The following is an 18919-nucleotide window of genomic DNA, read 5'->3' on the forward strand; positions in this document are numbered from 1 at the left end:
GTAATTAAAAACATCGTTTCCAGGTTCATTATGTATGGTTCTGCCGTGAATTTGATCGGCGGGGCTTCTAAATAATCCCATATTTAATTGATTATCCTGGATAAAGAACTTTTTTTATAGCGTCGGCTAATTACTAAACTTGCTCCAATTAAACCGATACCAATTAAACTTGTAGTCGCCGTTGGTTCTGGAACCTCTTGAGGAGTTTGCAAGGTGAAATTCAGTTTAGCTAAACCTTGAGAAGGGGTTCCAGAGGTATTAAGTTGGTCTTGTTCAGTAAAAGTGATTGTGCCTGTAGCATTTTGGAATAAACCTGTTCCCCCAAAGATGGTAATAGTACCACCACCTTTAATAAAGCCTTCGGCAAAATTAATTTCAGCGCTGTCACTTGCTTTGCCAAATAATTCATTAGCACCACCATAATACCTGTCAGAAAATGCAAGTTCGTCCTCTAAACCAAACACGCTTGGGTTTGAGTTAAAGGTATATTTATTAATTGATGGATTTTCAATAGGCTCAAGTTTGCCATAGTCATCACTAAGAAAGAAATCTAACCCATAAGGAGCCTTTTTGGTACTTTCACCTTTGATAGTTGCTCTAATAACTCCTAAGTCTGGTCTAAAGGTTGGGTCAAAATTGACAAATGTATTGTAGTCAACACTAAACTTATAATTATTATAATTATCTTGTGCTTTTGCAGTTTGCATATTTGAACCCAAACTGACTATAGTTAAGGTCGCAGAAATTAGCCAGCCTATACGTGAACCAAACATAGTTGTCCTTTTTTGATTAAAATAACAAAGTTACCTAACGTAAAAATTCTGTTTAACTTTTAAAAAAATATAAGTATTTGATGGTGGGTAATACCCTGAAAACCTTGAGGTAGTGGGTATTGCCACCCTACGAACAAGTTACCAAATATAGATTTACTTAATAAATAACCTCTAATAGTGATTAAACAAATTTTATACAATGTTATTTAATACATTTTGTTAATAACTCCTAAAAAATAGGATAAATTTATTTATTGACGACTTCAATGATTTATTTGTTGATATTGAATGAATTATTTTTATATCTAGTTGCATAAAATATTAGAGGATGTTTGAAAAGTCGTGTTGTCGGTATAAAAAGTTCTATATCCCCCTAAATCCCCCTTAGAAAGGGGGACTTTTATTCCGGTTCCCACCTTTTTAAGGGGGGTTAGGGGGGATCTAAAAGTGCCTAAAATCACAGTGAAATACTTTTCAAACAACCTCTTAGAGAAATCGTGATAAGAGGGTGTTTGAAAAGTTTTGAGGAGTCAACTTTTATGCCAGTCGCCTCACTAGAAGACGGATCATGGCAAGATAGATAAAGGTCTCTGACGTTTCGGGGATGTTTCGGGCAATAACTTATAGTCTCTGACGAATCTACGACACCCCATCAGCTTTCTCATAAGTGCGCTCGACTACAAGGGAGTTTTTTTGAGCAACACAAATACCTTGGTTTGCTCTGGTCGCAGAACCACTGTACAATCCAACGGCACTCATTCTATCACCCACTGCATGAACGGCTCACAGTCATTGCCGCCATCGACAAGCGAGGGTTTTAAAACGAGATACCGATCAGGGTTTCCGTAAAGAATATTTACATGTGTTAATATTAACTTTTTGGTTTAAGTGCGGATATTCCCTATGGTTCCCATAAAGACTGTTCTTCAAGATTCAGAGCAAGTCACTCGCTTGTTTTCTCATCTCGAATTTGATGGAAAAAAGCTCAATCATCAACCAGGTAGTGTATTGGGAAGTACTGCATTGATTGCGGGAACCACCGTTGGGGCAGGGATTCTCGCCTTACCAGCCGTTACTCTGCCGTCTGGTATAGTGCCATCCACATCTGGACTGATTGCTGTTTGGCTCTACGCTTTAGTGTCAGGGTTATTGGTTGCAGAAGTTACCTTAAACACGATGCGAACAGAAGGGCATCTGAGTATAGGTTTTTTGGGAGTTGTTGAGAAAATCCTTGGTAAGCTGGGAGCGCGAATTGCTGGCGGTGCATATTTATTCATGCACTATGCTCTCTTGGTGGCATACATCACCGAAGGCGGAGAGATTTTAGGAGTGGCGGCGGCAAAAATCTGGGGTATGCAGATATTGCCTACGTGGGTGGGCACAATGGCTTTCACGCTTTTATTTGGTGGGATTATGTATCTTGGGCGAGAAAAATTTATTGAGAAATTAAACAGCGCCTTTGTCGGAATTGTCATCGTTTCCTTCTTAGGACTATTATTTCTCGGAGGAAGGCATATTCAGAGTACCCAACTATTATTTCAAAACTGGAGTGCGCTCGGCAGTGCCATTTCAGTGATGTCTGTGGCGTTGTTTTTCCAAAACGTTGTGCCGCTAGTTGTGAAGCAACTCGAAGGGGATGCCCGCAAAATTCGTCAGTCCATCTTTATTGGTTCTGTAATTCCTCTAATTATGTTCTTGGCATGGAATGCCGTAATTTTAGGAAGCGTCAGTCCCGATATGCTACATAGCACTTCTGATGGTGCAAGTGTTTTTGATCCACTACAAATTCTCCGAGGAGGTAGTGCGGGGCAATGGTTAGGAGTGCTAGTATCCATTTTTTCAGAATTTGCGATCGTCACATCATTCATTGGATTTGTGTACGGGTTGCTGGATTTGTTCAAAGATATTTTCCTACCTGCACAGTGGCAACTTTCTAGCCGCTTACCCCTCTATTCGCTGGTTCTTTTCCCTCCGATGACTCTTGGAACGCTCAACCCTAGCATCTTCTTTACTGCCCTAGATTACACTGGAACATTTGGTATTTCAGTTCTAGGTGGAATTATTCCGGCGTTAATGAGTTGGAAACAACGTCAAGAACAAGAAAACTCAGATAGCGTAAATCAATCACTCGTTCCTGGCGGAAAGGTGACACTCATTGTGATGATTGGAGTGGCATTAGCGATGATGGGCAAACAAATTCTGTCAATTTATATAAAATAAAACCATCAATAAAAGTTTTAATGTATTATACAACGATCGAATTGTAGTATAATCATGCTAACCATAATCAAACTGTAACGCGAGAGTCATTAGTTATTGAGATACTACACCCATTCTTTAAGATAGTTTGAATTAGCCAATGACCAATGACCAATGACCAATGACTACTTCATCAAATGAGTGATTCTCGACTCGTCAAAATCAGTAAATATCTCAGTAAATATCTGCGACACACCCCGGATGCTATTGGAATTAAACTTACTCCTGGTGGTTGGGTTGCTGTTGATGACCTACTTACCGCTTGTGCTCAAAACAAGTTTCCCATTACCCGTCAGGAATTACAGGTGGTAGTTGAATCCAACGAGAAACAACGCTTTTCTTTTGATTCTACAGGTAATCTTATTCGTGCGAACCAAGGACATAGTGTAAAAGTCGATTTACAATTAGAAGCTGTTGTTCCTCCAGATGAGCTTTATCACGGCACAGGACGCAAATCTGTAGAATTAATTCTGCAAACAGGACTTTGCAAAATGTCGCGACATCATGTCCATTTATCAAAGGATATAAAAACAGCACAAACTGTTGGTGCAAGGCATGGAAAGCCAGTGGTTTTTGCTGTAAATACTGCGGCAATGCATCAGGCGGGTTATATCTTCTATTGTTCTGCTAATGGTGTTTGGTTAGTCGATTGTGTGCCACCTGAGTATCTACAAAAAATTTGAACTTTAATAAAACAAAATTTAGGAATCAATAATCAGGAAGATTTACTCTATAAATAGTCTTTGATATATTCAAATTTTAAACGCAGAAATGATGCGTTCTATGTTTACTTTTGGGATACAAATTTTTTATAACTTTGTCGTAACTGAAGTGAACAACGACACAAGAGAATTTGGTGACAAGGGGACATACCTATAAATAAATCCTTCCCCTCTCGCCTTGTCCTCTAGCGAGAAATACTTAAAATTATCGTTTAATTTATCTAGGACTTACGCACAGGTCACGCAAAATCAAACCACAGAGAAGCCAGTGCGTTGGGCGGGTTTCCCGACTTGTTCGCGCAGCGTCTCCCCTTGGGAGAAGCAACTGGCGCGACGCAGAGAACACAGAGGAATAAGAGTTAGAAAGGTTTTTTGCGTAAGTCTTATTATGAACTCAGATCAATGTACCCATAGCGTTTGTACTCCTAATACTGTATTCTCTGATAGATTAGCGTCTGCAAAAACAGGGATTAGCAGTAATTCCATTCCGGTTTAAGTAAGTAGGCACGATAAAATCGATATATGTTTAGTTTTGTAAAAACGGTGAAATAAGGTATTTGTAGGGTATGTGCTAATTTTACATTTAGTTACGTACTTATAAATTTTCCCGCCCACTTACTTACACCTGAAAAAGTAACTTTGTAGATTTGTCTATAAAATTACAAACTCTCAAGAGTAAAAATACTATCAATCTCTTAGCCTACTCACCCAATGTAGGTTAAAAATCTCACCAAACAAGCATTTTAGACCTATCCAAACCCCAAGATGCCTTCTAAGCGAATCTTGTTTATCAGTAACGGCCACGGAGAGGACAACCACACCTCTCATGTTATTCAGACCCTGCGCCAATTGTGTCCTTCTATTGAGATGGCGGCAATGCCGATTGTGGGGGAAGGAAAAGCTTACCGCAGCTTGGATATTCCCATTATTGGGCCCACACAAACAATGCCCTCTGGGGGATTCTTTTACATGAAGCGCCTCTACTTGCTCAAAGATTTTCAATCGGGATTGATTGGATTAACCTGGCGACAGTTACAAGCGGTGTTGCAGTATGCTCCCAACTGCGATTTAATTATGTCTACTGGGGATTTTATCTCCCAGACATTTGCTTACTTAACAAAGCGCCCCTTCGTCTCCTTTATCTCTTGTCTTTCTGCCCTCTACGAAGGGCGGTTACGACTCAATCCGCTTCTGTGGCACGACCTTAATTCTTCCAGATGTCTGGCAGTTTTCACCAAGGATTCCCATACGGCTTATGACCTCCAACGGCAAGGTTTAACTAAAGCTCAGTGTGCTGGCATTCCGGCTTTAGATTGGCTCGTCCCTACTGGCAAAGACTTGCACCTGAAACCGGACGAGAGAGCGATCGCTCTCCTACCAGGGTCACGGATGCCTGAAGCTGCGCGAAATTTTTGTTTGCAGTTGCAACTGGTAGTAGAAATCGCCAAGGTGATGCCTGAGTCAGGATTACAATTTCGTGCAGCTTTGATACCGGATTTGATGGCGCAATTAGACGACATTGCTAAAAGTCAAGGTTGGCAACTGAATCAAGGCATACTCACCTATTCTCCCCCAGGAAGTTCTGCTGAGGAATCACCGCTTGTAGAACTGAGATGTTATTCAGATGCCTTCAGTGACATCCTATGTTACTCTACTCTCGTTATTGGTATGGCAGGTTTGGCAGTGGAGGAAGCTGTAGCGATCGGCAAACCTATCATCCAGATTCCCGGAGAGGGCCCTCAATTTACCTATCAATTTGCAGAAGCGCAAACGCGGCTGTTGGGCATTTCTGCCCAAACCATCGGCACTAAGCCAGCAACCCCTGAGATTCTCAAGCAAGCAGCTAAACGAGTAGTTGAAACTTTAGAAGATTCAGACTACCTTGCTAAGTGCAAAGAAAATGGCCCTGAGCGATTTGGCCCACCCGGCGCATCTGAGAGAATTGCCCGCTTTCTACTAAACTCTCTAGGAGAAACTGAGTAGAAATTGCGCCAGAATTCAGGAGTCAGCACGGTTGGGTAACATGGTGTGGTAGGCTAACGCCGTAATGCACCTCAATTCTGACTCCTGAATTCTTACTTACCTATGAAAGTCCGCTCTAGTTACTGGCAACTGTTGCCTTATCTGTGGCCCCAATGGCCGCTGTTAATTCGGGGATTAGCTTGTATTTTAGGATTTGTGTTATTCACCCTAGCAGTGCCCTATTTAGCAGGTCAGGTCTCTTTTTATCTTGGCCAGGGAAATGTTAACCAGATTGCCTACTGGCTCGGACTAGCCACTTTAGTATTTTTGGTTCGAGGGCTTTGTCAATACGGGCAGAATGTCTTTATGATCGCTGCTACTCTGAACATGGTTTTAAACTTGCGTAAGCGCGTTTATGCTCACCTGCACAAACTTGGATTAGATTACTTTGAAACCACACAGACGGGAGACCTGACTTATCGCCTGACCGAAGATATCGATCGCGTGGGCGAGATCGTGGACAAGTTATCCCATCAGTTTATTTCCAATTTGTTGCAGTTAATTGTGATTCCCATTTACATGCTCTACCTGAATTGGCCGCTCACTCTTGCGGGTTTGATTTTGGCTCCTTTAATGGCTTGGTTAATCGGGCAATTTGGTCAGCGATTACTCGTGCTATCTCGCCAGAGCCAAAATCAGGTTTCCAATTTGTCGGCGATGCTAACTGAAGTATTTAGCGGGATTCGCGTTGTTCAGGCTTTTGGAGCGCAAGAATATGAAGTGAAGCGATTCAATCAAGAAGCAGAAATCAATCGCCAAGCTAAGTATCGCGCTCTACAACTCCAATCCATTCAGTTTCCCGTTGTCGGTTTTTTGGAAGCAGTTAGTATTATACTGCTGTTTTTATTAGGAGGATGGCAGATTTCTCAGAATCAGCTGACAGCTCAAGGGTTTATCAGTTTCTTAGCTGCTGTGGCTTTACTGATTCAGCCAATCGACATGATGATTAGCAATTACAACGAGTACAAACAGACCGAAGCTTCTGTTGAACGCATTTTTGATCTGATGGCGAAGGAACCTAGTATCAGCGAAAAATCGAATGCTCAGGCAATGCCACGAGTTATGGGCAAGGTAGAGTATCGTCATGTCGATTTCGCCTACAATCGCGACCAGCCAGTGCTAAAGGATCTCTGCCTGGACGCTTCTCCTGGTGATGTCATTGCCTTGGTTGGTTCTTCTGGAGCAGGCAAATCGACGTTAATTAATCTTTTACTTCGCTTTTATGACCCTCAGATGGGTCAAATTCTGGTTGATGATATTGATATCCGTGATGTCACACTTACCAGCCTGCGCCATCAAATTGGGATTGTTCCCCAAGATGTTACCCTTTTTTCGGGAACGATCGCTGAAAATATCGGTTACGGTCAGGAAAAATTAGATTTAGCAGCGATTCAAGAAGCAGCAAAGATTGCCAACGCTCACTCTTTTATCACCCAGTTTTCTCAGGGTTATCATACCTGGGTGGGAGAACGTGGAGTTAACCTATCGGGAGGACAACGCCAAAGATTAGCGATCGCCAGAGCAGTTGCCAACGATCCGCGAATTCTCATCTTGGATGAGGCCACCTCTGCCTTAGATTCTGAATCAGAAGCACTAGTTCAAGAAGCACTGGAACGAGTGATGCAAAACCGTACCGTGTTTATTATCGCCCATCGCTTGAGCAGCGTTCGTCGGGCTGACTGCATTCTCGTAATCGAACAAGGACAGGTGGTTGAAGCTGGTACTCACACCTCCCTCCTGTCTCAGGAAGGACGGTATGCCCGTTTTTACGCCCAACAGTTTTACTCTACAGATGAGTAGGGCATTGTCAAACTGTCGGTTCGCTCATTTGATCAAATTTATTTTAAAGAATTATTCAAATCAATATCCCAGCAATACAAGCGGTGATAAAACCCGCTAACAATCCGCCAATCATTGACCTTACACCCATACGAGCTAAGTCATGCTGGCGATTAGGTGCTATGCCAGTAATGCCGCCAATGGTAATGCCAATTGAACCTATATTTGCAAAGTTACATAATGCATAAGTTGTAATAATTACTGCACGCTGAGAAATTTTTCCACTCTCAATTAGTGCCTTCAAATCCAAAAAAGCAATAAACTCATTCAAAATTGTTTTTGTACCCAATAAAGCCCCAACTTGCCGACAATCAGCCCAAGGTACGCCCATTAGCCACGCCACGGGAGCCATGATAAAAGACAAAATCCACTGCAATGAGAGTTGCTGTAAGCCCACAAATGACCCCAACCATCCCAAAAGTGCATTCAGGGCAGCTAATAATCCTAAAAAGGCGATAATCATTACCCCAACATTAACTGCTAGCTTCACACCGTCAATTGCTCCGGTAGTAGCAGCATCAATTACATTTACATAATTGGTTTCTACATCTGCTTTTGCTTTACCAGCCGTCTCTGATACTTCTGTTTCTGGGTAAAGTAATTTTGATACCACCAACGATGTCGGAGCAGTCATAAAGAAAGCAGCAATCAGGTGTTCTGCTGGGATGCCAAAGGAAAGATATGCCCCTAGTACTCCACCGGCAATTGTGGCAAAACCACCTGTCATCAAGGCATGAAGTTCTGATTGCGTCATATTCGCTATGTAAGGTTTAACCATCAGCGCCGACTCTGTTGGCCCCAAAAAGATGTTACCTGCACAAGATAAAGATTCAGAACCCGATGTTTTCATCGTTTTCATCATTACCCACGCCATCACGTTTACGACTCGCTGTAAAATGCCGTAGTAATACAAGACGCTAATGAAGGCAGAGAAAAAAATAATTGTCGGTAGCACTTGGAAAGCAAAGAAATGATCCTTAAAATTTTCTCCAAAGACAAATTTTGCACCTACATCAGAAAATGCTAGAAATTGGCTGACAAAATCTCCCAGAGATTTAAACACAGTTAAACCCCAAGGAGTTTTAAGAATCACTAGTGCAAACACAAATTCCAATCCTAAACCCCACGCCACTATTCGCCAACGCACCGCACGACGGTTAACAGAGAAGGCGTAGGATATACCGATAAAAATTAAAATTCCCAACGCAGAAATGGCGCGTTCCATGATTACTCCCGGAAATGTATCGCTAAGGCACTTGGTCTCAAAGCATACACAAAAATTCGCCTTTTTTGTGGCTTTTTAGTCAGTTGAGCGAGTTTTTCTTTTGCCCTGGTTTCCAGTAAATGGGAGTGACGACAAAGATTGTAGCGATCGCTTTTAACTAAAGTCCGGGAATTAACACCAGACGATCTACCACACTCGTCCCGTTGGCAAGTAAGGTTTCCACCGCAGTACCCAAGGCGCTGAGATAAACCTGTTCGGGATTGAGGGGAGCAAAATCAAACAATTCCGTCAACCATAATTCTAAAAGTAAAACTGACATCATCCCCCGTTGCCACATCTCTGATGAGTGGGTGTGGGTGTTGAAAAAGCCAGGTAGTAATAGCTTATTTTTGCCATCTATGGCAGTGCCGACTACTTGTAGTATTGGGGGAAATGGCTGCGATGTCTACGACGGGCTATTCGGCGTCGCTCTATCTACAATCTGTACATCTACCGTTGCATAATCATCACTGACGGCAATCAAAACATTCTGGATAGTAAAATTCACTAACCTTAATTAAGTAATTGTATTTTGAACTGAATTTCAAGTTACAAAATAGAAAATGGTGTTGGGTACTGGAATTTTATGAATTTACCATTACGGACATTGGGAGTTGCACCAAATGCGTGGACAGTGAATGATGCGATCGCAGATATCACTCGTCCTCAAAAGACCCCACAACCCGTTATCTTATCAACAGAAACTAAAACCCTGCGCCTAGACTTGGCAAAAACTGCTATCCTCGTCATTGATATGCAAAACGACTTCTGTCACCCTGATGGCTGGTTAGCGCATATCGGTGTAGATGTAACTCCAGCGCGTCAGCCTATTGAACCTTTGAACAACTTACTTCCCGAACTGCGTGAGGTTGGTGTTCCAGTTATTTGGGTAAATTGGGGGAATCGTCCTGACTTGCTCAATATTAGTGCTAGTTCGCGCCACGTCTATAATCCCACAGGGGAAGGTGTGGGATTGGGCGATCCACTACCAAGCAATGGTGCTAGAGTACTCATGGCAGGTAGTTGGGCTGCGGCAGTAGTAGACGAACTAGAACAGATACCCGAAGATATTCGTGTGGATAAATACCGCATGAGTGGGTTTTGGGATACACCTTTAGATAGTATCTTGCGGAATTTGGGAAGGACAACATTATTTTTTGCTGGTGTAAATGCCGATCAATGTGTGCTAGCTACCTTATGTGATGCCAACTTCTTAGGATATGACTGCGTGTTGGTTAAAGATTGCGCCGCTACCACTTCTCCTGAATATTGTTGGCTGGCGACATTGTATAATGTCAAACAATGCTTCGGTTTTGTCACTGACTCGCAAGGAATTTTAACAGCGCTGCAAAATGGTGAGGAGTGAATCAATTTTGGATTTTGGACTTTAGATTTTAGATTGATCCCATGCATTAATGCTCTTTCTTTGATCAAGAATTTTAGATTTTAGATTTGTTCTTGCGTTGAAATTCACTTGCTCTCAGACTTTTTTAAATTTTGGACTTTCCTGCGGAACGCTACGCGAACGGTGTGAGCGCTTAATCCAACATCCAAAATTTAAAATCTAAAATTCTGTGATTCAGGACTCAGGTTTTAGGAATTTTCATACCCATCGATAATTTCAGAGGGGATAAATAAATGTACGCTACTCGTTGTGTAATTCCGGTTATCAAATCTAGCAAAGATTACCAAGTATATCGCATCAGTCCCGACGCCTCTAATCGATTAGCAATTATCTTCGATTCGACAAATGCTAATACTTCTTTGACTTGCTGCGTAGAAATTTTTGATGTTGGTGGACAAACACCGCCAAATCGCCATCAGTGGGCGGTGGAAATGTTTTTTGTCCTCAAAGGGGAAGCGATCGCTATATGTGACGGCAAGACTACCACGATCAAAGCTGGAGATAGTTTATTGGTGCCTCCCACTGGTACTCATTTGATTAAAAATACTGGTTCTACTCGCTTGTACACGTTGACTGTTATGGTTCCCAATGAAGACTTTTCGGAACTAATTCGCAGTGGGATTCCGACAGAGTTAGATGAAGAAGATATGGCAGTACTAGGGAGATCTGATGCTTTGATGCCCTGTTAAATATATTTGAAACCTCACTTCTATTTCTCTCTCTTTACTTGGCTACGGTGTACACACAAGTTTTGCCGTAGCCAATGACTGTGGGAATCATAACTAATTATCCAGACTTGATATTATCTGTGAAATTCCTCAATCTGACAACAAATGTCACACACCTGTTGTATGGCATCTGTAGAATCTTGATTTAAGTCATTTGTTGCCACATATTCCGTTTTGCCGATAGAGACAGTTACCGGGAATATTTTCACTTTTTTATCTTTACATGGTTTAGAACCTGACGGCTAATCTCCCGAAGCTCATGTAGGGCTTAGTTTATAGCCAACGAAGCGCATTATCTAGTCCGTAATAACTGCACGAAAGTATTACTCACAGTATTGTCTTTGGTGTCGGCGGCGTATTGAATCAATTTTTCCCGCAGTTGTTTAGCTGGATCTAATGGGAGTAAGGTTGCTAGCAAGAAATAAACACCACGAAAACGCGGATCGCCCATTCTATCAACTAATAGTCCTTCGGCGGCATCAGTTTCGCCGAGAAAGTTTTGCACTAAGAAGAAATCCATAATTTTATCGTGGCGAAAGTACCATTCTTTCTTGGCTTCGCCTTTTTCACCTTCCCACTGACGGCTGACTACCATTTTGTATTTCTCATCTGACAAAGACATGGCAACTTGGTAAAATTCGTCTGCGGGTAGGGCTTGTTTGTCTTCGAGTCGCATTTGGTAGACGGCGGCTGAGAATTTCTTTAAGGGAAATTCTTGATTCCATTCTTTCAGGTATTCTGCCGCCATTAAATTGTATTGCTGTTCTTGCAGGCGAAACAAGTTTGGATATTTGCCTTGTGATAACATCAGCGCTACCACTGTTAGATCCATTGGATTGGAAAGAGTTCGTTGGACAGCGTTTAACTCTTCTTTGGCTTGCTGGTTATTGAGGACTTCTGTTAAATAATTGGTACAGGCTTTGGCGTAATCATCGCCTTGAACTTTGGCATCTTTGGGGAGTCGCGGCTGACGGGATATCAAAAACTCTTGAATTTGTTGTTGCTCAAGGGGTTGCAAGTAGTATGTTTTTGCTGTTGAGGGCGGTGTCCACTCTAGGGGCTGAGTAGTCATAATAATGTTGCCCCGGAAATAGCTTTCGACAAACTGGCAGATTTTTGCCCGTGTATCAGCAGTGACTTCGTTGAGTCCGTCGATGCAGATGTCAATTGCACCACTGTAAATCAGGTTTTTTAGGAAGCCGGCATCTTTGGCTTGGCCGTGTAGCTTGTCTTGAATTGCCTCAATTACGCCTTTATTACACTTTTGGGCGGGTAAATAGACAAGAATTCGCTGGGAGTTTTTGACAAGATGGCGCAAAAACATCGACTTGCCTAAACCAGAATCGCCTTCTAAGACAATTTGCCCTTTGATACTGGGTAAGGCTGAGGTAACTGGAAAGATGTCTCCTGAAACGGGAATTTTGACTCTGGATTGTGGGAAGTATGATTGGTCATTAAAGTTATCTAAGCCGGCATCTGCTAATAGAGAAGGTTGGAACGGCTCAAAAAGTTTGCGGCGCAAGAACGGAACCCAGGCGAGGAGAAAGCCGACATAGCCGACGCCTAAAATTCGGCGTACCCAAGGGTTCCAGAAGAAGATGGCTTGGACTTGGGGAAATTTGGGGTAGGCAAAGATCAGGGCTAGCCAAAAGGCTGCATGAATGAGGATGGTGTTTCTAGCAAGGACAAACCACCGCCACACCTTTAGTTTATCTATTGCTGACTGCACCGCATTAGCATTAGTGGAGTGGACTTGTTCCAGGTTGCTGTAATGGCTTTGCAGTAAGCCAATATCCTGTACTTGCCAAGGAACGTTTTTGTTGGCGGCTACTTCCGAGATTTGCTTGGCTAAGTCGCTGCGTAAAGCTTCTAACCCCTGACTACTATTCCAAACTTGCAGGAATACGTTGAGGGTTTTGACGCCTTGATCCTGTGTGAGCTTGTCAGGAACTACTTGAGGAGAGCCAAGCCCAAGCCATTTTAGTAGAGTTTTCACTTGCTCAGTGCCACCACTCAGGAAATAAGTTAGAAAACGCAAATTTAGATATTCTGAATTTCCAGGTTCATAAAAATTATTCAGAATTACAATAACCTCCTTTAACTCCAGTTTTCTGATCTTGCCCAATGCCACTGCCGCACCATAACGAACGTTGGCGTCCACCTTTTCATCCTTGAGGATTTTGGCGATGTCAGGGACGTAGTTAGCCGCCGCTGACCCCAGGTTGCCCAATGCCACTGCCGCACGATAACGAACGTTGGCGTCCACCTTTTCATCCTTGAGGAAATTGAGGATGTCAGGGACGTAGTTAGCCGCCGCTGACCCCAGGTTGCCCAATGCCACTGCCGCACGATAACGAACGTTGGCGTCCACCTTTTCATCCTTGAGGATTTTGGCGATGTCAGGGACGTAGTTAGCCGCCGCTGACCCCAGGTTGCCCAATGCCTCTGCCGCACGATAACGAACGTTGGCGTCCACCTTTTCATCCTTGAGGAAATTGAGGATGTCAGGGACGTAGTTAGCCGCCGCTGACCCCAGGTTGCCCAATGCCACTGCCGCACGATAACGAACGTTGGCGTCCACCTTTTCATCCTTGAGGATTTTGGCGATGTCAGGGACGTAGTTAGCCGCCGCTGACCCCAGGTTGCCCAATGCCACTGCCGCACCTGAACGAACGGTGGCGTCCACCTTTTCATCCTTGAGGATTTTGGCGATGTCAGGGACGTAGTTAGCCGCCGCTGACCCCAGGTTGCCCAATGCCACTGCCGCACCTGAACGAACGGTGGCGTCCACCTTTTCATCCTTGAGGAAATTGAGGATGTCAGGGACGTAGTTAGCCGCCGCTGACCCCAGGTTGCCCAATGCCACTGCCGCACCTGAACGAACGTAGGCGGACACCTTTTCATCCTTGAGGATTTTGGCGATGTCAGGGACGTAGTTAGCCGCCGCTGACCCCAGGTTGCCCAATGCCACTGCCGCACCTGAACGAACTTCGGCGGGAACCTTTTCATCCTTGAGGAAATTGAGGATGTCAGGGACGTAGTTAGCCGCCGCTGACCCCAGGTTGCCCAATGCCACTGCCGCACCTGAACGAACGGTGGCGTCCACCTTTTCATCCTTGAGGATTTTGGCGATGTCAGGGACGTAGTTAGCCGCCGCTGACCCCAGGTTGCCCAATGCCACTGCCGCACCTGAACGAACGGTGGCGTCCACCTTTTCATCCTTGAGGATTTTGGCGATGTCAGGGACGTAGTTAGCCGCCGCTGACCCCAGGTTGCCCAATGCCTCTGCCGCACCTGAACGAACTTCGGCGGGAACCTTTTCATCCTTGAGCAAATTGTCAGCTTTTTGAGCAAAATACTCTGATTTGTTGCCCAAGGATTTTAAATCTTTGAGATTATATTCACCTAATTGGTTGAGAGCATATCCCTTAACTTTGTCGTATCCATCATCAAGGGCTGCTGATATACCGTTAATCTGCCAATCTTGGGGTTTGGGTTTAGGTTTTTCTTTGGCGCTTACCCAAGAGAGGGAGAGGAGGAAAGTCAGGAGTAGGGTGAAACAGAAAAGGAAAATGAGGGAAAGCTTGTTAGTGTGGCAGGGAGTTGTGAGCATAAATCAGGGCAAGGCGGCAGATTACACGCGGTTATGAGTATAACAACAACCTTGCAATTCCTAATTCCTGATTGAGAGCCTTTAATACTCGCCCACGAGCATTAAAGACTCATTAACGAAGCTCTGAGGTTCATTAACGAAGTTCTGAGGTTTATCGACGAAGCTTTGAGGTTCATCGACAAAGCTCTGAGGTTCATTGACAAAGCTTTGAGGTTCAGCGACGAAGCTCTGAGGTTCATCGACGAAGCTTTGAGGTTCATTCACGAAGCTTTGAGGTTCATTCACAAAGCTTTGAGGTTCATTCACGAAGCTTTGAGGTTCATTCACGAAGCTTTGAGGTTCATTGACCAAAAGATACATCTCGTTTTACAAATTAGGAGACTCTCAATACGATTCGGTTAAGAGGATATTTGAAAAGTCCTCTCCTCGGTAGCAAATACTTTGAGATCCCCCTAAATCCCCCTTAAGAAGGGGGACTTTAAGAGCTTTTTGCCCCCTTTAAGAAGAAGGACTTTAAGAGCTTTTTGCCCCCCTTTTTAAGGGGGGTTGGGGGGATCAAAAGCCTCTGGCGCAACTCTAGAAGACTTGTGTGTACACCGTAGCTTTTTAAGGGGTGCTAGGGGAGATCAGATGCTGTATCTGCTCACACACACTATGAAAGTGATTTAAAACTTGACTATTTGTAAACCTAATAATCTTTAAACCATAGCCTTCCAAAATATTTGTTCTCTCCAGATCGTAATCTTGACCTTCATCTGTAAAATGGCTATCCCCATCAACTTCAATCACTGTTTTTAAAGTCGGACAGTAGAAATCAACTATGAAATGATTAATCGGTCGTTGTCTTAAAACCCGAAATGGAAAATTTCTCAAATATTCATACCACAGCTTTTTTTCTGCTGGGGTCATATTTTTACGAAGTTCTTTCGCTCTTTCTACAAGCTTTGGATTGTAAGGTAAATGGTGATTGCTGCTATTGAGTTTGTTTGTCATATTTTCTAGTGTTTATACCCCCTACCTAATACTGCGTAGGTTTTGGTGCATAGTCATTAGAGATCCCCCCTAACCCCCCTTAATAAAAGGGGGGAACCGGAGTCAAAGTCACCCTTTTTAAAGCAATAGGGTTCAGTTAACGTTTTGATCCCCCCCTAACCCCCCTTAAAAAAGGGGGGAACTAGAATCAAAGTCCCCCTTTGTAAGGGGGATTTAGGGGGATCTCAAAGTATTTGCTACATCACTAAAGGCTTTTAAAAAATTCTTTAAGAATCGACAGCAGTTTTAGCAGGTTTACTTTTTATAGCTTTAAACCGTTCGCCTAACTGTTCGGCAATAGTTTTTAACCCTGGAGTTTTCTTTGCAGCAGTCTTCACGTAGTCGTAAACTGTCAAACTGCTACCCATTGCTTCGCTACCGACTGCCATTAGGGTATCATCTACTTGTTCTGTCAGTTGTCGCAGTCCAATCAAAACTTCGGTGAGGTTAGCGGCTAGTTGATAATCCCGCACAAATTCGTCTAAATCAAAACTGGCTGGGAGAATTTCTCGGTTCGACTGGGCAGCAATCAGGCTAGTGTTGACAAAAGCTAGTCTTTTATCGCCCATCTTAAATAAGTTGCGTCGTTCTTCTGCACTTAGAGTCACGAGAAAAGGTAACTTTGCTTCAATAGTCGCAAAGGCTGCTTTAATTTCTTGGATATCTGCTAGAGAAAGGGAGGCGGTAATGTTTTGGTAAGCCATTGGATATTTACTGTGGTAAATCTGTTTGTTATGATTCCCATTGGTAAATGCGATCGCACATCTCAACGTCAACCTGACTTTTCACAATATCTGGAAAACCTCACTTCTATTTCTCTCTCCTTTTAGGCTACGGTGTACACACAAGTTTGCCCAGAGCGAGTTCCCAGCCAAAAAAGGTCGATTCAAACTGCTCAAGCCCACGAATCAAAGTAGTAATTTCGGGAGGTTTCTGAAGTGAAGAGTCAGTTTACCGAATAATTTCTTTAACAACAACAACAAAGCGTTCCATGTCAGCGTGGGTAATAGCTCCCATTGTCGAGACTCGGAAGATAGATTGAGCTAAATTTCCCTGTCCAGAATAAATAATATAATCTCGTGCTTTCAGTTGGTCGTGAAATTCCTCATAGCTGAAACCGTCTGGCAGATAGTAGGCATTCAAGACAACGGATGAACTGCCAAGAGGAAGTAGGGGTTTAATTGCGATTGAGGCTAACCCGTCTCTGACTAAGCTGGCAAGTTGGTTGTAATGGCTGTGTCTGGTACGCCACCCTCCTGCTTCTGCCATTTCTTGCAAAGCTTCTGTTAGGGCATAAAATGTCTGTACTGATTGCGTAAAAGGTGTGCCGCCTCGGTCTTGTTGCTGGCAATAGGTTGCTAAATCTAAATATAAGGTGCGGGGAATGGTGTCTACTGACGGCAGTGCATCTCGTTGCAGGATGACAAAGGACACTCCGGGGACACCATGCAGACATTTATTCGCTGTCGCAGCGCAAGCGGTGATTCCCCAATCTGCAAAATTTAATTCCTCAGCACCAAAGCTGCTGACTGCATCTACTAATAGTTTGATACCGCGTTCTTGGCAAATTGGCGCAAGTTCCGCCAAATTATTTAAGCGACCAGTAGTAGTTTCGTGATGGACGACAGCAAGGTGGGTGATGTCGGTGTTTTCATCCAGGAGTTTGACTAAAGCGTTGATATCTATTTCGGCATTCCAGGGATGGGAAAGTGTTATGTAATTAATACCGTGGATTTTGGCGATTTTAGATAGTCGTTCGCCATATACACCGTTTTCAATTACTAGTAATTTCCCATCTGTGGGTACTAGACTGCTAATCATCGCTTCCATCGCTGCGGTTCCAGAACCCGTGAGGAGAACTGCTACCCAGCAATCGCTTCCAAGATCATAAACTTGAAGTAATTGTTCGCGGATTCTGCTTTGAAGTTGAGAAAATTCCACTTCACGGTGACACAAATCGGGACGCAGCAGGGCGTTTCGGACGCGATCGCTCAAATTGACAGGGCCGGGATTTAGTAAAATCATTTTGTCATTTGTCATTTGTCATTAATAAATTAAGAGTTTGTACTTTGAATTCATTAATTACGAATTAGGAATTATAAGGTCAGAACCAATATGTTTCATGAAGCGTTGTAAAACTTCTTCCGGGGTGAGGTTGGGTCTGGGTAGCTTTTCTAAAGTCCCTGGACGGATTTTTAAATGAGCGAATTTAGGTCTAGTGTTAGCATCTGCGGTAAATAAGACATCTAAAATCGCTGGGTCATCTCCAGCTAATGTAACGCCGTAACCGCACGCTTCGGCAATTTTGGCAAAGGAGATACCCGCAGAGACGGTGGCTTGTGCGCCTGTGGAATCGTGGACTTCATTATCTAAAAGAATATGGGTCAAGTTAGCACCGCCATAAGTGCCGATAGTGGCAAAATTACCCATTCGCATTAATGCTGCACCATCGCCATCAATCACTACTACCTTGAGGTCTGGACGTGCTAAGGATAATCCCAATCCCATAGAGGAAGCACAGCCCATCGAGCCGACCATGTAAAGATGATTGGCGCTGTCTTGACTGGCGAAGAGTTCACGTCCCGTATATCCAGTGGTGGCAATTACTACAGTGTTTTCTGGATCGGTAAGTTCCACAATCCGAGCTAATGCTTCGCTGCGAGAAATGCGTTGTTCTTTATTATCCCGAAAAAAGCTTTGCTGAATATGAGCGCTACTACTATTTTCTCGTTCGGGGATAGAAGAACGAGTGAGTGCATGGGGTGCAATCGCTCCTTTACGCATAATTAAAGCATAAGGACAGCGTTCTTGTTGCATATAGGCTGTGGCTCTTTGCAGAACGGGTTCTATTTCTGCTGCGTCTGTGGGAAAAAATTCCCAAGGTATAGTCATTGTTTGCAGCAATTTCTCTGTGATTTGCCCCATTAATTGATGTTGCGGTTCATCTTGCAACAGGCGATCGCCTCTTAGAGTACAAATCAGCAGCAGTGGAATCCGAAAGATATAAGTGAGGGAAGTTAGCGGGTTAACTGCATTTCCCAAACCAGAGTTTTGCATCATCACCACAGCAGGTTTTCCAGCAATTGCTGCTCCAGCTGCGATCGCTACAGCATCTCCCTCATTGGCTGCGGAGATATATTTAAGTTGAACGTCATTGATGACGTAATTAATAAAAGGCGTGAGAAAAGAACAGGGTACACCGGTGTACCAGCCAAAGCCAAGATTACGCGCAGCTTCTACAAATTCTTCTGCCTGGATCATA

At 43.6% G+C, this 18919-nt stretch carries 14 protein-coding genes and 1 pseudogene; 6 read left to right on the forward strand and 9 right to left on the reverse strand.

Going from position 1 to position 18919, the window contains the following annotated elements; genetic code table 11:
• Window positions 1-83 precede the first annotated feature (83 nt).
• Complete coding sequence (locus tag NLP_RS09935) at window positions 84-707, reverse strand: hypothetical protein (RefSeq protein ID WP_234017266.1); 624 nt, start codon at window positions 705-707, stop codon at window positions 84-86.
• Window positions 708-1676: 969 nt separating this feature from the next.
• Between NLP_RS09935 and NLP_RS09940 the strand changes: the two genes are divergently transcribed.
• The 4 genes from NLP_RS09940 to NLP_RS09955 all read left to right on the forward strand — a co-directional run bounded on the left by NLP_RS09940 (window position 1677) and on the right by NLP_RS09955 (window position 7576).
• The gene (locus NLP_RS09940) at window positions 1677-2993 is read left to right on the forward strand and encodes an amino acid permease (protein WP_104906264.1); all 1317 of its coding nucleotides are present in this window, start codon (window positions 1677-1679) and stop codon (window positions 2991-2993) included.
• Window positions 2994-3169: 176 nt separating this feature from the next.
• Entirely contained in the window at window positions 3170-3715 is a 546-nt protein-coding gene (locus NLP_RS09945) for an RNA 2'-phosphotransferase (RefSeq protein WP_104906265.1), read from the forward strand.
• Window positions 3716-4519: 804 nt separating this feature from the next.
• Complete coding sequence (locus NLP_RS09950; RefSeq protein ID WP_104906266.1) at window positions 4520-5737, forward strand: lipid-A-disaccharide synthase-related protein; 1218 nt, start codon at window positions 4520-4522, stop codon at window positions 5735-5737.
• Between the two features lie 102 nt (window positions 5738-5839).
• Window positions 5840-7576, forward strand: coding sequence for an ABC transporter ATP-binding protein (locus NLP_RS09955; protein ID WP_104906267.1), 1737 nt, complete (start codon window positions 5840-5842; stop codon window positions 7574-7576).
• Between the two features lie 55 nt (window positions 7577-7631).
• Here the strand turns inward: NLP_RS09955 and NLP_RS09960 are convergent, their stop codons facing one another.
• Window positions 7632-8840, reverse strand: a complete 1209-nt coding sequence (locus NLP_RS09960; protein WP_104906268.1) for a NupC/NupG family nucleoside CNT transporter — start codon at window positions 8838-8840, stop codon at window positions 7632-7634.
• A gap of 163 nt (window positions 8841-9003) precedes the next feature.
• Window positions 9004-9387, reverse strand: a pseudogene (locus NLP_RS09965) (amidohydrolase); the annotation flags it as partial.
• A 78-nt stretch (window positions 9388-9465) separates the two neighbouring features.
• On the opposite strand from NLP_RS09965, the gene NLP_RS09970 reads away from it, so the two are divergent.
• Both NLP_RS09970 and NLP_RS09975 read left to right on the forward strand, forming a co-directional pair.
• Window positions 9466-10245, forward strand: a complete 780-nt coding sequence (locus tag NLP_RS09970; RefSeq protein ID WP_104906269.1) for a cysteine hydrolase family protein — start codon at window positions 9466-9468, stop codon at window positions 10243-10245.
• A gap of 272 nt (window positions 10246-10517) precedes the next feature.
• The gene (locus NLP_RS09975; RefSeq protein ID WP_104906270.1) at window positions 10518-10973 is read left to right on the forward strand and encodes a cupin domain-containing protein; all 456 of its coding nucleotides are present in this window, start codon (window positions 10518-10520) and stop codon (window positions 10971-10973) included.
• 331 nt (window positions 10974-11304) lie between these two features.
• Here NLP_RS09975 and NLP_RS09980 read toward each other — a convergent pair whose 3' ends face one another.
• The 6 genes from NLP_RS09980 to aepY form a co-directional block, all read right to left on the reverse strand.
• Entirely contained in the window at window positions 11305-14625 is a 3321-nt protein-coding gene (locus NLP_RS09980; RefSeq protein ID WP_104906271.1) for a HEAT repeat domain-containing protein, read from the reverse strand.
• An 81-nt stretch (window positions 14626-14706) separates the two neighbouring features.
• Window positions 14707-14976, reverse strand: a complete 270-nt coding sequence (locus NLP_RS09985) for a hypothetical protein (protein WP_234017267.1) — start codon at window positions 14974-14976, stop codon at window positions 14707-14709.
• A gap of 255 nt (window positions 14977-15231) precedes the next feature.
• Window positions 15232-15618, reverse strand: a complete 387-nt coding sequence (locus tag NLP_RS09990; RefSeq protein WP_104906273.1) for an endonuclease domain-containing protein — start codon at window positions 15616-15618, stop codon at window positions 15232-15234.
• A 266-nt stretch (window positions 15619-15884) separates the two neighbouring features.
• Entirely contained in the window at window positions 15885-16361 is a 477-nt protein-coding gene (locus NLP_RS09995) for a hypothetical protein (RefSeq protein ID WP_104906274.1), read from the reverse strand.
• A 247-nt stretch (window positions 16362-16608) separates the two neighbouring features.
• Window positions 16609-17697: a 2-aminoethylphosphonate aminotransferase gene (locus NLP_RS10000; RefSeq protein WP_234017268.1), complete on the reverse strand. Its 1089-nt coding sequence runs from the start codon at window positions 17695-17697 to the stop codon at window positions 16609-16611.
• Window positions 17698-17739: 42 nt separating this feature from the next.
• A complete protein-coding gene (gene aepY / locus NLP_RS10005; RefSeq protein WP_104906275.1) occupies window positions 17740-18918 on the reverse strand; it encodes a phosphonopyruvate decarboxylase in 1179 nt (392 codons plus the stop codon).
• Window position 18919 lies beyond the last annotated feature (1 nt).

It is taken from the genome of Nostoc sp. 'Lobaria pulmonaria (5183) cyanobiont', from assembly GCF_002949795.1.
In the GTDB taxonomy this organism is placed as follows: Bacteria; Cyanobacteriota; Cyanobacteriia; order Cyanobacteriales; family Nostocaceae; genus Nostoc.